Origin of the sequence: Bradyrhizobium sp. HKCCYLRH1034, assembly GCF_051168375.1 — a bacterium.
GTDB lineage: Bacteria > Pseudomonadota > Alphaproteobacteria > Rhizobiales > Xanthobacteraceae > Bradyrhizobium.
The window spans coordinates 339698-360662 of record NZ_JBNPUW010000003.1 but is presented as its reverse complement, the minus strand read 5'-3'; the positions used below and the strand labels follow the sequence as shown (position 1 = coordinate 360662).

The following is a 20965-nucleotide window of genomic DNA, read 5'->3' as shown; positions in this document are numbered from 1 at the left end:
GGACGATATGAAGGACCCGCGATCTCCTGAGGCCATCGCTATCTCCTGAGCCTGTATGCGAACGCATGGTTCTCTCCGGCGTTGCAGCAGATGCTTGGCCCATGTGTGCGTCGCCTCCGACGCCGAGTAGTCGAGAACGGCGTCGCCGCGATTCCTCGATCGCCAGCTCGTTGGGCCAGGGGAATTTCGTCAAGAAAACGACTCAATGATGCTTCATGCTTCGGTTGAGTTTTGTAGTTGCACCTCATGATGGTTGTGTGTCTTTTAGGGCAAGCAATCATTGGCTGAACTGGCCATGGAGATCGTGATCGATCTGAGTCCTTCGGGTCTCGCCGGTCGCGATTGCGCGACAGTCTTCGCGAGATGAGTCCCATATGCGCAGCGCAACATTGATTTGACGCTTGGTATTATCGTGCCGAGCTGATATTTTCTCAAAGCAATCTTAAGTTGTCGAAGACGGTTGAATCGCACGGGCGGCAGTGCGTCGTGCCGCAGCCATGAAAGAGTATCGTGTAGGTTGGCCATTGGTTAGCGCATGAAGGATAGCGGTGTTCCGCTTATAGGAAGGGACCAGGAGTCGAACCGGCTTCGCGAGCTTCTCCCGAGCACGAATGGACGCGCTGTCGGCGCGGTCCTGATAGGAGAGGCTGGTATCGGCAAGAGCCGTCTGGTCGAGGCACTGGCCCTAACTGCGAAGCAGCGCGGTTTCTGTGTCGCGAGGGGGGCCGCCTACGAGATGGCCGAACCTCTGCCCTATGGATTGTTCGCCGACACGTTCTCCCAATGGGCTCGCGAGCAGCCGACACTCCTCAACCATGCTCGCAATGATATGATTCGGCCGCTGTCTCGCCTGGTGCCGGCGTTCGCGGCCGCTGCGGATCTTCCTGCTCTCAAAGGACTCTCCGGACCGGACGAGCGGTTTCGGCTGTTCGAATCCGCCGTTCATCTGCTTCATGCGGTTGCAGTCGAATCTCCACTGTTGCTCGTGCTGGAGGACTTGCACTGGGCCGATCGCGAATCCTGGTCGATGTTGCTGCATTGCTTACGCTCGACGCGATCTCTCCCCTTGCTAACCGTCATGACCCTCCGTCCCGACGAGACCGGTGGCGAGCCGCTGGAACTCAGTGCGATGGCGCGTGAGAGCGAACTTCACCGGATCGCGGTTCGGCCGCTCGAGCCTGCGGACACGATGCGCATGCTTGAGTCGTTGGCTGGCGAGCGGCTTCCCGCATCGCTTGCGACGGCAATTCATCGTGAGACTGGCGGCAATCCGTTCTATGTGCGCGAGCTCTTCAACCACCTCGTCGAGGAGGGAAGATTTCCGGGGCGCCAGGGCCAATGGCCCGCCGATCTCGTGACCAACGGTGTCGGCATCCCGGCCGGATTGCGTCCGCTGCTGTCGCGACGGTTCGCGCGGCTCTCGGGGCCGACCCTGGGGATGCTACGGATCGCTGCGATATTTCCGGAAGGCTTCGATCTCGGCCGATTGCAGCTTCTGATATCGGATTCCGAAGAGACGATTCTCGACCATATCGACGAGGCGATGAGGGCCGGGGTCCTCGTCGTGCGAGGTGATGGCTACGTCTTTGCGCATGCGTTGCTGCGGCGTGCCATGTACGACGAACTGAACCCCGACCGGCGAGCGATCTTGCATCGGCGCGCGGCGACGCGTCTCGCCGAGCTCGATGCCGATCCCGGAGAGATTGCACATCAGTATCACGCTTCACAGCGCATCGCGGGTGCCGAGATCGGCCGGGTCTTCGCACTGAAGGCAGCCGAGCGCGCGCGAGCGAACTATATCAGCGAGCACGAAGCTGCATTCCTTCGGATCGCTTGCGATCTCGCAGGCGATGCTGTCTCGGACGAGATGCTTCGTGATCTCGCGCTTGCCCAGGCCGCATCACTCGATGTCGAAGCCGCCGACGCGACGTCGCGCCTTCTGTTCGGCCGATGCTGGGAGCGGCAGCCATCATGGATCATGAGTTTCTTGGTGACGATTGCCCGCAGGCTGCGCGACGCCGGCGCTCCCACCGAGATGTGGCAGCCTCTGGTGGAGCGCGGACTGGAGGCCTGCGGTGCTCGCCGAGATTTGCACTGGGCCCGATTGGAGGTGCTCCGACAGCACTGGCGATGCCGATGGAATGACGGGACGTTTGAGACGATCTACCACGCGCCGGATCCGCGTGCGCTCGATCTCGTTCATCAGCTTGGAGACGAAGAGGACCGTGCCTCGGCGCTCGACCTGTATGCTCCTCGATCAATCGAACAGACAGAGCAGGTGCAACGTTGGGCCGCCGAATGGCAGAGTCCGGCGGCCATCATCCGGGCTCGAGAGGTCGTCACCCATGATTGGATCTATCGGCATGGACAACTCGCCATGGGGGTCGAAACTGCGCACGACCTGTTGCGGGATGCCAAGTGTTTCGGGTCGCTTCCTGGCCAGATCGAGGCCTTAACCTCTCTCGCGATTGCCGAGGCGAGCCTGGGCCATTTGACAAGCTCCGACGCGGCGCTGCGCGACGCGCGTGCGCTGGCTGTCCGACTGGGACCGTGGCACCGGTTGCATCTCGCCCTGGAGCTTTCCGCGGTCGCATGGCGGGCCTATTTGTATGGTGGCGACTGGACGGCAATCGGCAGAATCGCTTCGCGTGCGCTGCAGATCGTCAAGGATCATCCGGTGCGCCTTGGACAGATCGTGCTCGGCTTCGCCGCTCTGACTGAAGCGTTCTTGCCTGGCGAAAACGAATATGACGTTCGCATCGAGGCGCTGCTCCGATCCTTGGAGAACACAAATTGCGACAGACAACTGTCGGATGATGCACTTGGGCTCGGGGTCTGCGCCGCCTGGCAGCGTGAGGACGTCAAGCGCGCGCGCCGGTTCGAAGCGTTGGTCCGCACTCCAAAACACGGAAGCACGATCGGTGCAGCCGGTGAATGCCGTGAATTCATCCTCGGACGTCTGGCCGCCCTTCAGGGTCACACGGTTGCGGCATGCACACACTTCGCAAAGGCCCGCGGCGACCTTGAGCGGGCAGGCCAGGTCTGCCTCCGAGCGCTCGTCGATCTTGACGAGGCGATCGTGACGGGAACCTCAGGCGACAAGCCGTCCTCGCATGCGCTGCTGCAGCGGGGACGCGAGCAGTTCGTAGCACTCGGCATGCGAAGCTGGCAGGAGCGTGTCGATCGAGCACGGATAGAGGGAGTCGAGGTCGGGCCGCGCAACTTATACGCGCGAGGCCCTGATGATCTTTCGCCGCGAGAAATGGAGATCCTCAGCAAGCTCGCTGCCGGCAGCCGCTCCAAGGCCATTGCCGCGGAACTACGCCTTAGTGTGCCGACCGTCAACAGACACATTGCGAACATATATATGAAGATCGGCGTGAGCTCGCGCGCCGCTGCAACCGCTTACGCGATGAGACACCGTCTCAGCATGCTCCAGTGAACCAGTACACATCGATTGCATAGTTTTTATGATGGTGACGGCTGCAATGAGTGCGTAAGCTTACAGTGTGTAAAAAAATGACAGTCATGGGCGGACAACGAGTAGCAGGGCAAGGGTTCGACGTCGGGCGTCGCCGAACCCGTTCATGCGTGCTCGTCGGCGCGGTCGGAGCAATCCGGGAACAAGGCATACGCCTCTCCGGTGCTACGTCCGCGGCCGGCAAGTTGCGTCCGCCTAGGGTGGTTCAAGGGGACGTGGCATGCGTGATACAGACGGGGATATCAGCAAGGTAGACACCGCTTACACTAAGCTCAAGGACCTCGTCATCCACTATGATCTGGTCCCTGACAGCAAGGTCCGGGTGCTTCCGGGAGAGCATCTGCACATTGACGATCTGGCGGATCGCGTCAATGCGAGCGCAACGCCTGTGCGCCAAGCGCTGGAGCGCCTGCAAGGCGAGGGACTGATCGACAGCATCGCGAAGCGAGGCTTCTTTTCCAAGGTTCCGAACGCGTCCGAGCTGCAGGACCTGTATGAATTTGCCCGGCTGGTTCTTGAGCACAATATCACGAGGCCACTCGATCCGTCCTCGGTCGCGCGTCTCGGCCGGGGTTTGATGAAAGTGGAAGCCGTTGCAGTGGGCCACTCGGCAACGAAGTGCGTCAAACATCATGCGATGACCATCGAAAGCGTTTTCGAACAGATCACGCAGCTGTCGCGAAACGAGCAGATGCTGAGAATGATGCGGAACTTCAATGATCGCAGCCGGTATGTCCGATGCCTCTCGATCCTGCAAAGCCCGGATCAAGGCGCCCAGGTACGCGAATGTCTCGAGTTGATCGAATTGCTCCGCGATCAAGATCCGAAAGGTGCGTGTGCCAAATTGGAAACGCACATGTGCCGGATGATCGTCGATCTGCCTGAGCTCATCAGGGAGGCTAGGTCACGCTGGACGATGGCCGCGGCCATATAGATCTCATTTTGACCGTAATGCCTGGGGCACATCGACCTTCGACCTGTAAGAGGGTCCAAGACTCCGGTTGCGGGTGAAGCTCTGGATCCGGCATGCGCGGGGAGAATTCGCGAGGTGACCGAAGCGTAGGTCAGGTCCATCATTCGAGCCCTGGCGTGAGCGGGAGTGTATCAATGTCGGCGTGGTTTTCGAGCCGACTGGAACTGCCGCGTGAGCTCTCAAGGGCTTGGCCGGTTATCGCGGCCATTGCCATCCTGGCAATCGTGGGAGTCGCGCTGCTGTCCTACCGATTGGCCCTGAGCGCTGGGCTCGCGCAGATGAGCCGCGATTCCGATGATCGGCTCACGTTGATCGGCAGCACGTTCGATGCAACCGTTGCCCGCTTCCGATATCTGCCCACGGTTCTTTCACTCGCCGACCCGGTGCGCCGGCTGTTCCGGACACCGGGCGACGAGGCAGTCGTCGAAGCAGCCAACCGGTATCTCAAGTCGCTAAATCAGGCCGCGGGATCGGCCGAGCTCTACGTGCTGGACACGGCAGGGGTGGCGCTGGCAGCAAGCAATTATGATGGAGCAAAGAGCTTCGTCGGGCATGCGTACGACTTTCGCCCCTATTTCCAGAGCGCAATCCGTGACGGGGAAGGGCAGCTCTATGCCGTCGGGGTGACGACCGGCCTGCCTGGTTACTTCTTGTCGCAACGGATCACGGAAGGCGAGCTTACGATCGGGGTCGCCGTCGTGAAGATCGATTTGACGCCGCTGGAAGCCGATTGGGTCAGGGCCGGTGATCTGGTGGCCATGGAAGATGAAGGAGGTGTGGTGATCCTGGCCAGCCGCGCGCGGTGGAAATATCACCCGCTGCGAACGCTGCCCTCGAGCGCGGTCGCGCGTCTCAACAAGTCCCGGCAGTTCGGCGACACGATCGAGAATGCCCCGATCCTGCATTCCTCGGCGGCATCAGGCAACGTATCGGTCGGACTGGGCGACGACAATGACGTTCACGAATATGCGCTGCGTGCGCGGCATCTGCCGGCGCATGGGTGGCAGCTCCTGATCTTCTCGGATATCGGAGACGCGCGACGGCATGCAATGACGGTCGCCGCCACAGCCGGTTTTGCCGTTCTCACAATACAGCTGCTTGGACTTGTAGCCTATCAATGGCGGCAATCGATGAAAGCCAAGGGCGAAGCGAACGAGCTGCTGGAACGAAGTGTTGCGGAGCGCACGATGGAGCTGCGCGAAGCCAATCGTCAGCTGACGAGTGAAGTCCTGGAACGGACGCGCACCGAACAGGAGCTGCGACAAACCCACGAGAGCCTGGTGCAGAGTGCGAAGCTTGCCAGTCTTGGACAGGCGCTGGCGGGGGTGGCGCATGAAATCAACCAGCCACTCGCGGCACTCACCACTTACATCGCAAGCAGCCGAGTCTTGTTGCAACGCAACGAGATCGAACGGACGGCCTTGAACCTCGACTTGATGTCATCCATAGCCGAGCGAATGATGGCATTGATCGGTCACTTGCGCATGTTCGCGCGCAAGGAGACCGGGGCAACCAGCAGAGTCGATGTCGGTGTGGCACTTGGCAATGCGATGCGGCTTCTGCAGTACCGGATCAGAAATGAAGGTATCGAGGTTGTCCTGGACTTGCCCGCGGAGCCGGCTCACGTCGAAGCGAACCCGATCCGTCTCGAGCAGGTCTTCGTCAACCTGCTCTCCAACGCGGTCCAGTCGATGCGCGACCGCCCGCGCCGAGTTCTCAGCGTTTGCATCCGGCGTGCGGAGAGCACGGTTACGATCGAGGTCGCAGACACCGGCAGCGGAATCTCGGCGGATCACATGAAGTCGCTGTTCGATCCGTTCTTCACCACCAAGGAAATCGGTGAAGGGCTCGGCCTCGGTCTTTCAATCAGCTATGGAATCGTGAGGGAGCTCGGAGGCACGATTTCGGTTGAGAGTGAACTGCAAATCGGAAGCCGGTTTCGGGTGACCCTGCCGGCGCCGCCCGCGCCGACCTAGACCTATCGGGGTATGTGGATGAGCAAATCGATTCTTGTCGTCGACGACGAGGAGATCGTTCGCAGCTCGATCAGACAATGGCTGGAGCTGGGCGGCTTCGACGTGCGCACCGCCCGAAATGCGGACGAGGCGCTGTCGATGCTTCAGGCCGAGCTGCCCGACGTGGTACTGACCGACTTCCGGATGCCGCATCGATCCGGCATCGAACTGATGCGCGACGTGCAGCGCATCGATCCCGACATTCCGGTCATACTGCTGACTGCGCACGGCGACGTTGCACTCGCGGTTGCGGCCATGCGCGAGGGCGTCTACGACTTTTTGCAGAAGCCTGCCAACCCGGATCATATGTCTGCCGTGCTGGCGCGGGCGGCAGAACAGTCAGGATTGAAGCGTCAACTCAGGCAACTCACGAGCCGGCTCGGCGCCGAAGGTGAGCTGGAGCGACGTCTCCTCGGGACATCGCCCGCGATGGCCACGCTGCGAAAGTCCGTTGGCGAGCTCGCCGAGCACGACAGGGATGTGATCCTCTTCGGCGAGAGCGGCACGGGAAAGGAGGTCGTCGCTCGCGCACTGCACGACCTTGGTCCGCGGGCACGAGCTCCTTTCGTTGCGGTGAATTGCGCGGCCGTCCCCGCCGAGCTGTTCGAGAGCGAGTTGCTGGGTCACGAGGCGGGAGCGTTCACCGGCGCACGCGGGGCTCGCATCGGGAAGTTCGAACATGCCAGCGGCGGAACCCTCCTGCTCGATGAAATTGAAAGCATGCCACACGCGTTTCAGGTCAAGATCCTGCGCGTTCTCCAGGAGCGCGTGGTCGAGCGGGTGGGATCGAACCGGCTGATCCCGATCGACGTCCGTGTGATCGCCGCCGCGAAGGCCGATCTCGCGGCCGACAGCCGCAGCGGCCGCTTTCGTGCCGATCTCTACTTCCGCCTGGCCGCGGCGGAGATCCGTCTGCCGCCGCTGCGCGAACGGGGCAACGACGTGCTGCTGCTATTCCAGCATTTCGCCGCGGAAGCCGCCCGGCGCAGCGGCCGTGACTTGACCCCACTCGGAGCCGAGGATTTCGATGCGCTGCTGACCCATGACTGGCCAGGCAACGTTCGGGAATTGAAGAACGTGGCTGAACGCTACGCGCTCGGCCTGGCCGCAACGGGTCGCCGCGTCGCGGAAATTCTGCGGCGGGCCGAGGGAGCGGGCGCAAGGCGCTCGCTCTCCGAGCGTGTCGCAGCTTATGAGCGCATGCTGATCGAGGCGTCTTTGCTGGAGCACAACTGGTCGGTTGTGGCGGTTATGGAAAGTCTCGGCGTGCCACGGCGGACGCTCAACGAAAAAATGGCAAGGTACGGCTTGCTGCGACCCAGCCGAACCTCCTGCTAGGCACGAGGCGGATTCCCGCTCACACGCCGACGCGGATCGGCGGAATTCCGCTGAGCGCCGCGAGCCCGTTTCACGCGGGGCGCAATGCAACCATCTGAAATGGCTTTGTTTGCCGGCGCGGTCGGCGGCCGCGGCCGGCTGGCACGCGGGTTGCTCAGGCATGAGCACGATTGGCCTTAGAGCCTAAGAAAACGTGCACTCGGAGGACGCCATGAATTTTGAGCGAGCTATCAACCCCACCTTCGTTGCGGCCGCCGATGAAGCACGCCGTGACGGCCTTAGGATGGGTAGCCGCTTGCGCGCGATCTTCGTCGGCTCGATCGGAAATCTGGTGGAATGGTATGACTTCTACGCCTATGCTGCGTTTGCGTTGTATTTCGCCAAATCGTTCTTTCCTGAGGGCGACGAGGTGGTGCAGCAGTTGAACGCCGCGCTGCTGTTTGCCGCCGGCTTTCTTGTCCGCCCGCTCGGAGGCTGGCTATTCGGCCATTTTGCCGATCATCATGGCCGCCGCAATGCCCTGACCTTGTCGGTCTTGATGATGTGCTTCGGCTCTCTGATCATCGCCGTGACGCCCACCTATGCGTCGATCGGCTTTGCGGCGCCGGTCCTGCTCGGTTTCGCGCGAATCGTGCAGGGAATCAGCCTTGGCGGTGAATATGGCGCCAGCGCAACTTACCTGAGCGAGGTCGCGGACGAAAAGAACCGCGGATTCTATTCCAGCTTCCAGTATGTGACTTTGATTGGAGGCCAGCTCTGCGCGATCGTCGTTCTCCTGGTCTTGCAGAAGGTGCTTCTGACGGAGGAGCAGCTTCGGGGATGGGGCTGGCGTATTCCGTTCGTCATCGGCGCGCTGCTGGCCGTCGTGGCCGCCGTCATGCGCCGCAACCTGCACGAAACGGATATATTCACCCGCGCGAAGTCGGCAAGACAGGGGAGTTCGCTGCGCGCGCTGGGGCAGTTCCGACGTGAAGTCCTGCTTGTTGTTGGACTAACAATGGGGGGAACTGCGGCCTTCTACACCTATACCACCTACATGCAGAAATACTTGAAGCTCTCCGTCAAGCTGACCGATGATCAAACGACCATGGTCACGGCCTGTAGCCTGATCTTCGCAATGGTGCTGCAGCCGCTCTATGGCGCCCTTTCCGATCGCATCGGACGCAAATGGCTGTTGATCGGGTTCGGACTGGGCGGAACTCTGTTCACGATTCCGCTTCTGAACACGCTGCAGGGAGTCCACGATCCGTTTACCGCATTCCTCCTGATCGCGGCGGCGTGGTTGATCGTATCCGGCTATACCTCGATCAATGCGGTGGTCAAGGCCGAACTGTTCCCAACTGCAATTCGAGCAACGGGCGTAGCTTTGCCATATGCATTGACCGTCTCGATCTTCGGCGGCACGGCAGAGTCGATCGCGCTTTGGTTCAAGTCGATCGGTCACGAAAGCTGGTTCTATTTCTACCTCACCGGCTGCATTGCGACCTCTCTTGTCGTCTATCTCGCCATGCGCGACACCCGGCGGCACTCGGCGATCGATCGTGAGCAGAAAGCGAGATGAGCGGCGCGTCGCATGAGCGCGCGACGCGCCGCGCAGCCTTCGGCTCAAGCCCGCCGGATCAGCAATCCTCGCGCAGCAGGTATCGATATGGACAGCGAATTCAATCGAGTCGATGTTGCCTACGCCCGAATCAAGGAATTGGTCACACATTACGAGTTGACGTCGGAGTCGAAGATCATTTTGCCAGGCGAGCACCTGCGCATCGACGAGCTTGCGGACTATGTCAGGGCGAGCGCGACACCGGTGAGACAAGCTCTCGAGCGTCTTCATGGCGAGGGGCTGATTGATATCGTTCCGAAGCGAGGCTTCTTCTCGAGGGTCCCGGACGCAGCGGAGCTGCAGGACCTCTATGAGTTTGCTCGGCTGGTACTCGCGTATAATCTCAGGAAGGCTTTGGAGTCGTCGTCGGCCGTACGCTTTGGCCGAAGCGCGATGGGAGTGGCGGCGCTTCCGCCCGCGAATTCGGCAAGGAATCGCGCCAAGCATTATGCTGCCGCCATCGAGGGTGTGTTCGAGCAGATCGCGCAGATATCGAGGAACGAGGAGATGCTGCGAATGATAAAAAACTTCAACGACCGCAGCCGGTATATTCGATGCCTCGTCATCTCCCAAGACGCCGATCCGGACTCCGAGCTCCGTGACTGTCTTGATATCGCGGACGGCGTCCGCAGCCAGAACGCCGCGCGCGCGTGCGCGCGCCTGGAAGCCCACATGCACCGAACGATCGCAAATTTGCCAGAATTGATACGGGAGGCCAGATCGCGCTGGGCCATTGCCGCCGCTGCAGGCTGAACCATCCCACCTGGTGGTCTCGCACTCACGGCGCCCGCGAAGTTCGACGGTCGATCGTTGCCATCGATCGAGCTGGTGGGTCGTTTGCGTTCGTGTGGACTGGCAAACTGGTCTTTAGCTGCAGTCTCGTGCCGACCTAACTCGACGTTTGCGGACGTGTGCGGCCGACCGCAAGGAGCCGCTCCTGATAGTTGCGCTCGAACCGTTCACGGTCGACGAGCAGCGGCCGCGGTTTGAGGGCTACCTCAGCGTCCCGGGCATCCAGGCCCTGGAGCGCTATGAGGAAGTGGAGCTAAGCCGGTATTGATGAACTCCAAAAGATCCGCCGGGTATTCGAGGAGGTGCGGCCTTATGGCTCGCTCGATGCCGAAGCCGCCTACAAGAACGCTGAGCTTGCCCGCGAAGCGGCTGGCAGCCGGGTCAACCGCGCCAGCCGCGCGCTCCAGCTCGAGACCGAACTGCGCATCGATTCGGGCCGCCGCGCCGACCGCTTCGCTGGCGGCTCTCGGGCGCAACCGGGCGGCGCGCAACCGTCAACAGGCAGCAAGGGTGCGGCATGATATGCGGCGGGTCGAGCGCCGCAAGCGCACGCGGCATCTCATTGAACTCGGCGGCCTCGTCGTCAAGGCTCGTGTCGTGGACTTGACCGGCGATGATTGCGGACCGATCGCCGCTCGGGATCATCGCGGCCGTGCCGGTCATGGATGGTCAGAACAGGGTCGAGAGCGCGCGCATCCTGACGATGAACGCAAAGGCGCGCGAGATCCTGCGGATCCATCACGTTTTCAGATTCACACCATCGGCGAACTGATCCGACATACCAGCAATCCGCTGGGCTGGACGGTCGTCAAGACCGTGCAGGATGGCCAGGCAACGCGGATCGACTATCACAGCCCGGACGGTGAGCTGTTCTCGATGGTGATCGAATATGTCGCCCAGATCGTCCTGATCTCCCTGGCGGAGCTGAACCGGTCGGAACAGCCGGAGATTGAACAGCAGCCGGAGGTGAGGACAGCAACCCGCTTCGCACGGATGATCGGGCTGAGCTGAGATCGGCAAGTCGTCTGCGCGCCGCCTGGCGCAGACGATGCTCAGGAGCCGTCCGCCGATCTCGGGATGGTCCAGGCGCTCCAGGGCCGGCCCAACGCCATTGGGACGGTGTTTCTAGAATCTGTCCTGGCCACCGTAACTTGGTGCCGTTCAATGTTGACGAACGACCCTGTAACGCCATCTTACAAGAACTCCACCCGAACTAACTGCGTCGACTCCTTCGACCGAGAGTCGTTGTGGCAAGCGCGGCGTAGGCTTGCACGGAGCTCTCCGGCGCAAGGGTCCTTCAGTCGAGGCAACCTCAGTCCGCCTTACGACGAAGCTTGCGCTGCAGTTCTCGCTCATGCTCGCATATTCTTCGGCGACCCCGCCGCGCCTGCTTGGTGCGCTCGGGATGTGAAAGTAGTATCGGGACGGGAACGTTATCCCGGAACGTCCTAATCCATGACGGGCCCGGCTCTTTGAGAACCAGCGCTTTGATCTGAACGATCATCGGTCACTGCTCGTCGTGCAACATCCAAGACGACCTTGATTTCGCAAATCGGGTCGTTGAGGTGTCGACCATGCCGACCCGCTGCGTCGGCGTTCCGCCGAGCGTCACCACCATCAAGGGTACCGATGAGCGCAGCATGGCCCACGACCTACGAACCGGCGATCGCGAGGGCTTGCGTATCAGCCATTGCTGGCATTCCGTCGTCCGGCGAGCCCGCTGGCCGAGCGCTGCGACGGCGTCCGCCCCGATACGGTAGGGCATCTAAGGCCGACCGCCTGCGGCGTTCGTTAGGGATCACAGCGCCAACCGGCCCGGGAAGCCGCTCTCGCAACGGTCGACGTGGGCGCCGCATCCTTAGTGCGTTCCACGACCACGCGATTTCGGCCCGCCGTCTTGGCTGCGTAGAGCGCCTTGTCTGCGCGGTTGACCAGATCGAGGAGCTTGTCGCGCGGATCGTCGAGAGGCGCGAGCCCGATGCTGACGGTCACGCGTTCGCTGCCCGGCAGCCAAGTCCCGACGTTCGACACCGACCGTCTCACCTGCTCGGCCACGTGTTCGGCCGAGGTCTTGCTCAGGCCGATCAGCGCGACGCAAAACTCTTCACCGCCGTAACGGCCGACCAGATGCGGCGCGCCGCAGAATGTCTGCAACTGGTCGGAGAGCCCGACCAGCACCTTGTCGCCGAAGGCATGGCCGAACCGATCGTTGATCCGCTTGAAGTGGTCGGCGTCGACCATCATGAAGACAAACGGACGCCGAGTGCGGATTGCTTCGGTCAGCAGTGCTTCCGCCTGTTCGAAAAAGGTGCGACGGTTGAGACAGCCGGTCAGTGGGTCGCGCGAGGCAAGATATTGCAACTCGAGATTCTGATCGGAGATATGCCGCTGTGCCTTGCGCAGCTCCTCGACCGACGCGCTCAGCCGCATATTGGTTTCATGCAAGGCCGTCACGTCGGTGAACGTGACGATGGCGCCGCGTGCCGTCCCGCTGCCGTCGAGGATGCGCGTCGCGTTGACGACGAGCCGGTGCATGCCGCCGCCGGCATCGCGAATGCTCAGCTCCGCGCCGAGCACCGGATGCTCATGATCCAGGGCGACACGCCACGGCAGATCGCTTGGCGCAACCGGAGCCGCCACCGACGAAAGCCACGGCAATCCGCTGGCCGGAGAGCCGAGCTCAAGTTCGCCACCGGTCAGAACGTTGTGTTTGAAGGCCCGGTTTGCGAGCAGCACGCGCTCGTCGTCGTCAATGATCAGCACGCCCTCAGCGAGGGTATCGAACGCCGCCTCAATCCGCTTCGGAATCGTGCGACTCGGATCGAGCTCGCGCAGGGCGCGGCCAAGCACCAGGTAGAAGCCGGCAAAGCCCGTAACCGCCATGAATCCCACGAACGCGAACAGGGCCGGCCCCAGATCGAGCGGGTTCGCTCCGCTGGTGAGCGGCCTGAAGGCGATCTCGATCCGACCGGCAGGCGTGTCATCATTGAACAGCGGCACCTGGATATGCGTCGCGGTCGACTTGCCGTCGGGCAGCTCGCGCCAGTGGGTCAGGTGGCGATCGGATCCGGCGAGGATATTGCCATGCGCGTCGCGGATGGCAATGGAGAGGATGGCTGGGCTGCGGCTGACCACGACGTCGATCGTGTCCTTGATCGCGGCCGTGTCATTGCGGCTGGCGAGGACGGCGAGTTGCACCGCCATCGCGGTTGCGGTGACGCCGCGCTGCTCCAGCTCGGCTCTCTCCTCGTTTGGCAGCAAGCCAAGCGAGGCGGCGACGAGAATTAGGCTGACGGTCAAGGATACCAGACCGAGGCTGAGCTGGAGTTTGGGGGACAGCCATCGCTTCATCACGTGACGTCCGCGAGCGATCGACTGGCTCCCTGGCCGCCCTCGAACATCGCATCAACCTCGGACGTGGCGCGGGTCCTTTCCGTCCTCCGCGGCCGCAGCACCACCATCAAAGGATCGAAGCCGCGCCACAGCGGGACCGAGGCCAGGAACGCGGCGAGCAGCGTCCCGCCGCGCAGCAGCCAAGCGATGAAGCCGACGGTCAGGACCGAGCTTGCGGCCGCAATGGTGAATTCGGCGGCCCTCAATGACCTCGCGGCGGAGCGGGCCACACGCGAAATTTCCTCGGCAATGGTGGTCGCGAGCGCTTCGCGATTGAGGCGCGACAGCGCAAGATCGACCATGCTTCGGGCTGGCGCAGGCGCGATCGTGGTGGGCGGCGCGGATAAGATCGGTGGCTCGGGGGCAGCTTGGGCGGGTTGGCTCGGCGGCGGCACGGGTGCGGCGGCCGGCGGAGCCGCAGCGGCATGCTCGGCTGCGGACTTTGCCGGGCCGGCTGCAGGGCCTTGGCCTGCCGAACCCTGGGAAGCGCTCGAGGCAGAGGCCGCACCGCCCAAGCCGCCATGGCCACCTCCAGCACCGCCGCTGGTCCTTCCATTGTTCACTGACTCAGCTGCGGCTCCAAAGCCGTTCAAGACGCCGGAATCGGGCGTGGAGGACGGCGAGGGGGGAATCAGAGCGGGCGTCGATGGGGCCGGAATGAGATCCGTGTTCGCGGACGATGAGCCATTGCCGGCCGTCCCGGGCGCGGCAGCCGCAAACAGGTAACGATTGCCCGGCGCACTCACGCTCCCCGGCGGCACCGACTGGTAGGTCGCGTTCCAGATCGCAGGATTGCCGCTGTCCAATCCGCCGAAACTGTCGGCGCCGGGTGCGGCCGAATAGATCAGCCAGCGGCCGGACGTCGCGCTCACCGCGCCGCTGCCGGCATTGTTGATGAAGGCACGAGCTGCCGATAGGACCGGGCTTGCGGCGACCACCGCGCTGCCGCTTGCGATCGTCAGGTCGCCGGCCGAGAGGATCGTCGCGTTGGCGTTGGCGCTGATTCCGCTGATCCCCTGTACCGCACCGATGGTCAAACTCTGTGCGTTGTTGAAGGTGAGCGCGCCGATGCCGCTGGCGGCAAGCGTGCCGACAGTGTTGTTGGCGCCAAGCACGTAGCTCGTTCCGCCCGACAGCCGCAGCGCCGTAGCAGCGATGGCGCCGCCGATCTGGCTCACCGCACCAGTGTCACTGATCACCACCGGCGCCGCGCCTGAGGTGATCGTGGCGCCGAGCCGGTCGCCGCCGCGACCGTCGAGGATGAGGGTGCCGGTGCCGTTGTTGGTGATCGCAACCCCGGCTGCAGACGTGTCGATTCCGACAGCCGAGGCGGACGAGGTGCTGCCTGCAAGGGTGACCGCGCCCGAGTTGGCCGTAATGGCGTTGCTACCGCTGGCGACGAGGCCGGATGCGGTGCTGCTCGTCCCCCTCAGCTGCAGGTCGCCTGAGGTCGTGAGCGTGCTGCCTTGATCGATCGTCACTCCGGCCCCGCTGGTGCTCGTGCCGGCGAACGTCACGGCGGTTCCGCTCAGATTGTCGATCGTGGTGCTGCCCCGCAAATAGATGCCGTTGCCGCTGGTCGAGCTGCCTGAGATCGACGTGGTGCCGGAGGAGGTCACATTGGCGTTGACCGCGACGCCGCTTCCGCCGCTACTCGTTCCGCTGATCGACACAAGCCCCGAGCCGCTGGTGGCGAGCGTCCCGCGCAGTTGCAGGCCATCAGCGGACACCGAAGTGCCTTGCAGGATCAAAGCGCCGCTCGTCGCGGTCAGCGTGTTGCCTCCGTTGGCGACCATGCCGACATTGCTGTTCGAGGTGCCGGTCAGCGTCACACTTCCCGTTGCGGTGAAGCTGGCGAGCGATGCCAACACGCCATAACCCGTGCTCGACGTTCCAGCCAGCGACATGGTGCCAGATGTAGTTACAGCAGAGAAATTCCGGAACTGGAGTCCGTAGCCGGACGGATTGAATCCCGAAATGGCCAGCGTGCCAGCGCCGGAATTGCTGATGGCGTCGGTGCCGGCAAAGAGCACGCCGGCGCTCCCGCTGTTCGTCGGCCCCGTGTCGTTGGAGGTTCCAGTGATGGTCAGCGATCCGCTGCCCGAGTTACTGACCGTCGCACCGGAGAAGTAAGTGCCGACCGTCGAGCCCGACCCGCTCGTGGCGGTGGAGATGCCGCTGACGGCGACGTTCCCGCCCGTTACGGCGAGGCTCGAGGCTGATCCAAAGCTGACGCCGTCGCTCGCCGTCGAGATGCCCGCGAACGATACGTTGCCGGACACAGTGTTCGTCCCGGTGAAGTTCACGCCAAAGCCGCTGTTTGACGTGCCCGAGAACGTCGCCGTGCCGGTCCCCTGGTTATCGATGGTCGTGGCGCCCTGGAAGAAGACGCCGCTGCCGGAGGTCGAGCTGCCTGCAAAGCTCGGCGTGCCGTTCAGAATCGTGACGATGTTGCTGCCTTTGAACGACAGGCCTTCACCGCTTCCCGACGACCCGTTCAGTGAGACGGAGCCCAGGGTGGTCAGATTGCTGCCGGTATTGAAGCGGATGCCACGACTGGCGCTGGGTGTGCTGCCGATCAGCTGGAATGTGCCGGTCCCCGCGTTGGTCAGCGCCAAGGTGCCGTTGCCCTGATCCCAGACGCCATTCGAACCCGTCGAGGAGCCGCTCAGCGTGAGATTGCCCGAGTTGCTGGTGATCGCGGAGCCGTTCAGGTACAGGCCGTAGGAGGTGCCGGTGTCGGTGCCGGAGATCGAGATGTTGCCCGACGTCGTCAGGTCGGAATTGATGGCCGCGCCAAATCCCCCTCCCGCGCCCGCAGCCGAACTGCCTGAGATCGAAAGAGCTCCCGTCCCGGAATTGGTCAGCGTTGTTGGTGTGGCGGTAAAGAAGACGCCGATGCCGGTGGTACTGGCTCCGCTGACGGTAAGGTTTCCGGCGGTGTTGGTGACGAGGTTCGAGCCTTGGAATTCGACACCGTTGGAGGTGATCGATGTGCCGGTGAGCGTGACCGTGCCCGACGTGGTCAGGCCCACGCCTGAGTTAAATGCGATGCCCTGGGATCCGGATGAGGTCGTGACCGTGCCGTTCAGCGCGAGCGTGCCGCCACCAGAGTTGGTGAAGGTGTTGTTGCCACTGTTGATCGAGAATCCGACGTTGGATGACGTCGTCCCGCTCAGGGTCAGACCACCGGAATGATCGGTGATGGTGTTGTTGCCCAGCAGATAGACGCCGACACTGCTGTTCGACGTTCCGGTGATGCTGACTGCGCCGGCGGTATCCAGACTCGCACCGGCCTGCAACACGAACGCCGGCAACGTGGGGCTGCTTCCGCTGATGCTCAACGTGCCGCCGCCGGTGTTGGTGATGGCGTTCGATCCGGCGAATACGACCCCGTTGCCGGAGGCCGAGGTGCCCGTGAGCGTCAGAGCGCCGACGTTGAGGGTGCTATTGGCCAGCCAGACAGCCGCGTTGCTCCCCGCCTGAACTGCGGACCCGGTCAGCGCGCCGCCATTCGTGTCGATGGTTGCGCCGTTGATAACGAGCGAGCCCGAGCTTCCGGACGCAGCCAGATTGACGTTGAGGGCTCCGCCGGTGGCCGTGATGCTGCTGCTGACATTCACGTCGCGGCCGGCCGACACCGAGAATGTCCCGCCGCCGCTGGTGCTGATGCCCGCATTGACGTTGACGTCACGCGCGGCGTTCAACGTCAGCGAGTGGCCGCTGGCCCAGGTCACGGCGTTCGCCACGGTGATGTCGCCGCTCTGTGACCCGCCGCTTCCGGTGTCGACGGTGACATTTGCCGTCGCCAGCGCGCCTTGCAGCGTGGCGACCGACAGCACCGAGCTGTTGCCGGTCGGCGAGTAGGTGTTGCCGCTGCTCGACATGTTGCTATCGGCCGCGGTCGAGATGGTCACGTCATAGGGGTCGAGCAGCAGCGTGCCGGTCTTGCCGCCCGTGGCGGTCAGGTCGACACTGCCGCGGAAGTCCAGCAGGCCGTGGCTCGAGACCTCGGCGCCGCCGCCATTGCCGCCATCAGCGCCGGTCGCAACGACGCTGCCGCGGAAGTCGGTCGTCTGCTCCGACCACAGCACGACCTTGCCGCCATCGCCGGCACTGCCTTTCGCCGAGATGGTCGCGCCCTGCGCGACCGAAGTGGTCTCGGCCGTCGGCACGTCATCGGCGACCAGCTTCGCGGACGGATCCCGGCCGCCGCGCATATCGCCGCCGATCAGCACCTTGCCGCCGCTCTTGCCGTCGGCGCTCACCTTCGCGGTCGCGGTCAGCGCAACCTTCTTCCCGGTCACCACGATGGTGCCGCCGGCATTGCTGCGGCCGCCATTGGCCGCAAGCCGTCCTGATATGGTCACCGCGCCGCTTCCGCCGCCGAGCACGATGCGGCCGGAGCGGCCCGACAGCGAGCGGGCGCTGAGCACGCCGGACACGTTGACCACGTCGCGCACGGCCTGCTGGGCCGCCGCCGCCTTGATCTCGATCGCGCCGCCCGCCGCCTTGATCCTGCCGGCGATGTCGATGATCGCCTTGCCATCGGCGGTGGTGGACTTGGTGGGAAGCGCGACCTGCAGGAAGCCGTCGCCTGTCGGATTGAGCGTGATCGCCTCTCCGGCGCCGAGCCCGACGCGGCCGAGCGGCACGGTGATCGTGCCGCTGTTGGACACGGTCCCGCCGATCAGCCCGACAAATGCACCGCTCGCGCCGGAAATCGCGCCGGCATTGCTGACGGCGGCCGAAGCGCCCTTGCCGGTGAAGATCAGGCGGCCGGCGTTGAAATCGGCATTGCCGATGTCGAGCGTCGAGGCCACGAAGCCGCCGCCAACCTGCACCGACCCAGTTGGCGTGATTGCGATGCCGTTGGGATTGACCAGGAACACCTGCCCGTTTGCGCTGACCTGGCCGGCAATGGTCGAGGTCGTCGTCCCCGTGACCCGATTGAGGATGGCTGCGCTCGAGTTCGGCTGGACGAAGTTGACGCTGTTTCCGGCACTGACAGAGAAGCTGTTCCAGTCGACGATCGCCCTGGAGGATGTCTGGTTGATCGTGAGGGTATTGCCCGCCGGCGCGCCGATCGTGGCCTGACCTGACACGACGCTGCCGCCCTGCGGCAGACCGGCCTGCGCCAGCGCGCGCGATGATATGGCGAGCAGAGAGGTGCAGCCGAGCAAGAGGGCAGCGCGTCTGCGCCATCCGCTCGCCGCTCGCGCGTTTCGTGCGTGGTCGAACGCGCGCATCAGAAGCTCACCGTGCCCAGGACATTGGCCCGCCAGCCCTGCCGCACGCCGCTGACGTCGGTGAAGCCGCGCGCGATCTCGACTGCAAGGCTCGCATCGGCGGAGCTGCCGGGAATGCTGACGCTGCTGCGGACGCCGGTCCCCACGGCTCCCGCGTTGAGGGCGGCTTGTTCGACGGCCGAGGGACTCGCGATCCAGCCCCGGCCGCCGGCTGCAAACAGATAGGGCGATGCGGCGGCCCCCGTGCCGAACGCATTGAACACGAACGGGTAGGCCAGCTCTCCGCGCAAGGTGAAGCCCTCATCGGCATTCAACGTGCCGGACGCGAAGGCAGACAGCGCGTCGCTTCCGTCGAGCGACAGCTGCTCGGAGCGCAGCATGGCCTTGCCGCCGGTGATCTGGCTGGTGCCGATGACATCGAAGCGGAAGCCGGCGGGCAAAGGTTGCGACAGGCGCGCGGTGGCCGCAAGCTTGACGAAGTCGGGCGTCGCGCCGATCCGCGACAACGGCACGCGCGAGGTGATCGCGTCCTCGGCATTGCGTCCGCCGAGCCCCTTCGAGAGCTGCGCTCCGAGCTGCAGCCCTGCCTGCGACGGCAACGTCGTGGCGTAGTCGATGCCGCCGCGAAGCACGCGGTAATGATCGTGGCTGAGCGCCACCCCGAAATCCGGCGCCGAGATCTGCTGCTCGACATCCTCGACGGCGAGGTTGGCGTAGAGCGACGCCTTTCGCGACAGCCCGATCGGCCCGCGCAGGCGTAGCGCGAACCGGTCGAAGCTGCCGAGCGAAGCGGGGGCGCCGGGCGTCTGCTTCGTGACCGTCCGCGAATGCGTGTATTCCGGATTGACCGTGATGCCGTCCGCTCCGATCGGCACGACGGCCCCGCCGCCGTAGAGCGAGACCGGCGCGTCGCCTGCCGAGGCCGCACGCAAATCCGTGCTGAGTCCGGCCGTGCCGTAGATCTGCTCGCCAGCGCCGAGCGCGCTGTTGAGCGCCAGCGTGCCGCGCAGCTGCCAAGTGCCGAGCGAACGCGACAGGCGATCGTCGGCTCCGGCCGAGCCCGAGATCAGCCGATGCTCGCCCTCGAGCACGAGCCGTACCCCGCCTTCGCGCGTGCCGCGCACCAGGGTGCTGCGCAGCCTCAAGCCGGGAACGTCGCCCGCGATCAGCAGCGCACGCTCGATCTGTTCGGTCGTGAGATGCGGCCGCCCCAGGAGCAAGTTGGTCCGGCCGGCGACCACGTTTCGCACGCGCTCAGGAAGCGTATTGACGTCGATCGCTTCGATGAAGCCGTCGATGACAACAAGGCGAAGTGTCCCGCCGTCGACCAGCTGTTGCGGCGGCACGCTGACCCGCACCAGCGGATAGCCGGCGCGCGAATAGAGGCCTTCGAGGTTGGTCGCGAGCGCATAGATCTGGGCAACGCTGACACGTTGGCCCTTGACGCGAGCGATCAGGGGGTCGGTGAGCGTGCGAAGCTCGGGAAACGCGCCATCGAGCTGCGCCTCGCCGACCACGACGGCCATGGCTGCGTTGCCGGGCGGCACGGCCGTTTCCAACGGCCCCGGTAGTCGCAACGGCTGCTCGCCCGCCGGGAATTGAGGTCGCAGGCTCGGCGGAGTCACCTGACTGGGAGCTGCGATCTGGGATAGCGCGGACGAGGAGTACATCAGCGCCCCGATACTGGCTGCGGCACATAGAAGGGAGCTGACAGGCTTCGCCATATGCCGCTTCGACTCATGTCACTCCGCGAGCCAACGGTGTTGTCCGAGGCGCGCGCACTTCTTTCAGCCCAACGACCTAAGCGCTTCATGCTTAATGGGACGTTGAAGTGGAGCTCTCTGCGGGGCCAGCCAGTAATTCCACGGAGCGATCATGAGCCAGCCAGCGCCAAGCCGTCCTCCTCGCCGACAGGTACACGCTCCATGAGACGCACGGCTATTCCGCAGCCATGATCTCATTGGGACTTCGGCTTCGTCAATTTCGGCGAGGCGGCCGAGATAAAGATCGACACCTTCAACTTCACCCATTACGGCCTTGTCTACGGCAGGGTGCTGAGCGTCTCGCAGGACGCCGGCGCCCTGGCCGAGACCGGCGTTAGGCGCCGCGAACAATCCGCAGATG

At 63.8% G+C, this 20965-nt stretch carries 9 protein-coding genes and 2 pseudogenes; 8 read left to right on the top strand and 3 right to left on the bottom strand.

Annotated elements, in window-relative coordinates:
* Nucleotides 1-535 precede the first annotated feature (535 nt).
* The 8 genes and pseudogenes from ACQR0W_RS08660 to traD form a co-directional block, all read left to right on the top strand.
* Complete coding sequence (locus ACQR0W_RS08660) at nucleotides 536-3442, top strand: helix-turn-helix transcriptional regulator (protein ID WP_316170070.1); 2907 nt, start codon at nucleotides 536-538, stop codon at nucleotides 3440-3442.
* Between the two features lie 259 nt (nucleotides 3443-3701).
* Complete coding sequence (locus tag ACQR0W_RS08655; protein ID WP_315825600.1) at nucleotides 3702-4415, top strand: GntR family transcriptional regulator; 714 nt, start codon at nucleotides 3702-3704, stop codon at nucleotides 4413-4415.
* Nucleotides 4416-4588: 173 nt separating this feature from the next.
* Nucleotides 4589-6430 (top strand): ATP-binding protein, encoded by a 1842-nt coding sequence (locus ACQR0W_RS08650; protein WP_316186537.1) that lies wholly within the window; start codon nucleotides 4589-4591, stop codon nucleotides 6428-6430.
* 18 nt (nucleotides 6431-6448) lie between these two features.
* Nucleotides 6449-7807 (top strand): sigma-54-dependent transcriptional regulator, encoded by a 1359-nt coding sequence (locus tag ACQR0W_RS08645; protein ID WP_315715081.1) that lies wholly within the window; start codon nucleotides 6449-6451, stop codon nucleotides 7805-7807.
* Nucleotides 7808-8090: 283 nt separating this feature from the next.
* Nucleotides 8091-9368 carry an MFS transporter gene (locus ACQR0W_RS08640; RefSeq protein ID WP_315751954.1) on the top strand — a complete coding sequence of 426 codons (1278 nt, stop codon included), beginning with the start codon at nucleotides 8091-8093 and terminating at the stop codon, nucleotides 9366-9368.
* A gap of 12 nt (nucleotides 9369-9380) precedes the next feature.
* On the top strand, nucleotides 9381-10160 hold the full coding sequence (locus ACQR0W_RS08635) for a GntR family transcriptional regulator (RefSeq protein ID WP_315825598.1): 780 nt from the start codon (nucleotides 9381-9383) through the stop codon (nucleotides 10158-10160).
* A gap of 302 nt (nucleotides 10161-10462) precedes the next feature.
* Nucleotides 10463-10654: pseudogene (locus ACQR0W_RS08630) on the top strand (conjugal transfer protein TraA); the annotation flags it as partial.
* A 67-nt stretch (nucleotides 10655-10721) separates the two neighbouring features.
* Nucleotides 10722-10817 (top strand): annotated as a pseudogene (gene traD, locus ACQR0W_RS08625) (conjugal transfer protein TraD); the annotation flags it as partial.
* 1173 nt (nucleotides 10818-11990) lie between these two features.
* Here traD and ACQR0W_RS08620 read toward each other — a convergent pair.
* Genes ACQR0W_RS08620 through ACQR0W_RS08610 form a run of 3 tightly spaced genes read right to left on the bottom strand, consistent with a single transcriptional unit; the run spans nucleotide 11991 to nucleotide 20388 of the window.
* A complete protein-coding gene (locus tag ACQR0W_RS08620; RefSeq protein WP_316186539.1) occupies nucleotides 11991-13550 on the bottom strand; it encodes a sensor domain-containing diguanylate cyclase in 1560 nt (519 codons plus the stop codon).
* Nucleotides 13550-18841 carry a filamentous hemagglutinin N-terminal domain-containing protein gene (locus ACQR0W_RS08615; RefSeq protein ID WP_316186540.1) on the bottom strand — a complete coding sequence of 1764 codons (5292 nt, stop codon included), beginning with the start codon at nucleotides 18839-18841 and terminating at the stop codon, nucleotides 13550-13552. The genes ACQR0W_RS08620 and ACQR0W_RS08615 overlap by 1 nt, the downstream gene beginning before the upstream one ends.
* Nucleotides 18841-20388 carry a ShlB/FhaC/HecB family hemolysin secretion/activation protein gene (locus ACQR0W_RS08610; RefSeq protein ID WP_316166307.1) on the bottom strand — a complete coding sequence of 516 codons (1548 nt, stop codon included), beginning with the start codon at nucleotides 20386-20388 and terminating at the stop codon, nucleotides 18841-18843. Before ACQR0W_RS08610 ends, ACQR0W_RS08615 begins: the two co-directional genes overlap by 1 nt.
* Between the last annotated feature and the right edge of the window lie 577 nt (nucleotides 20389-20965).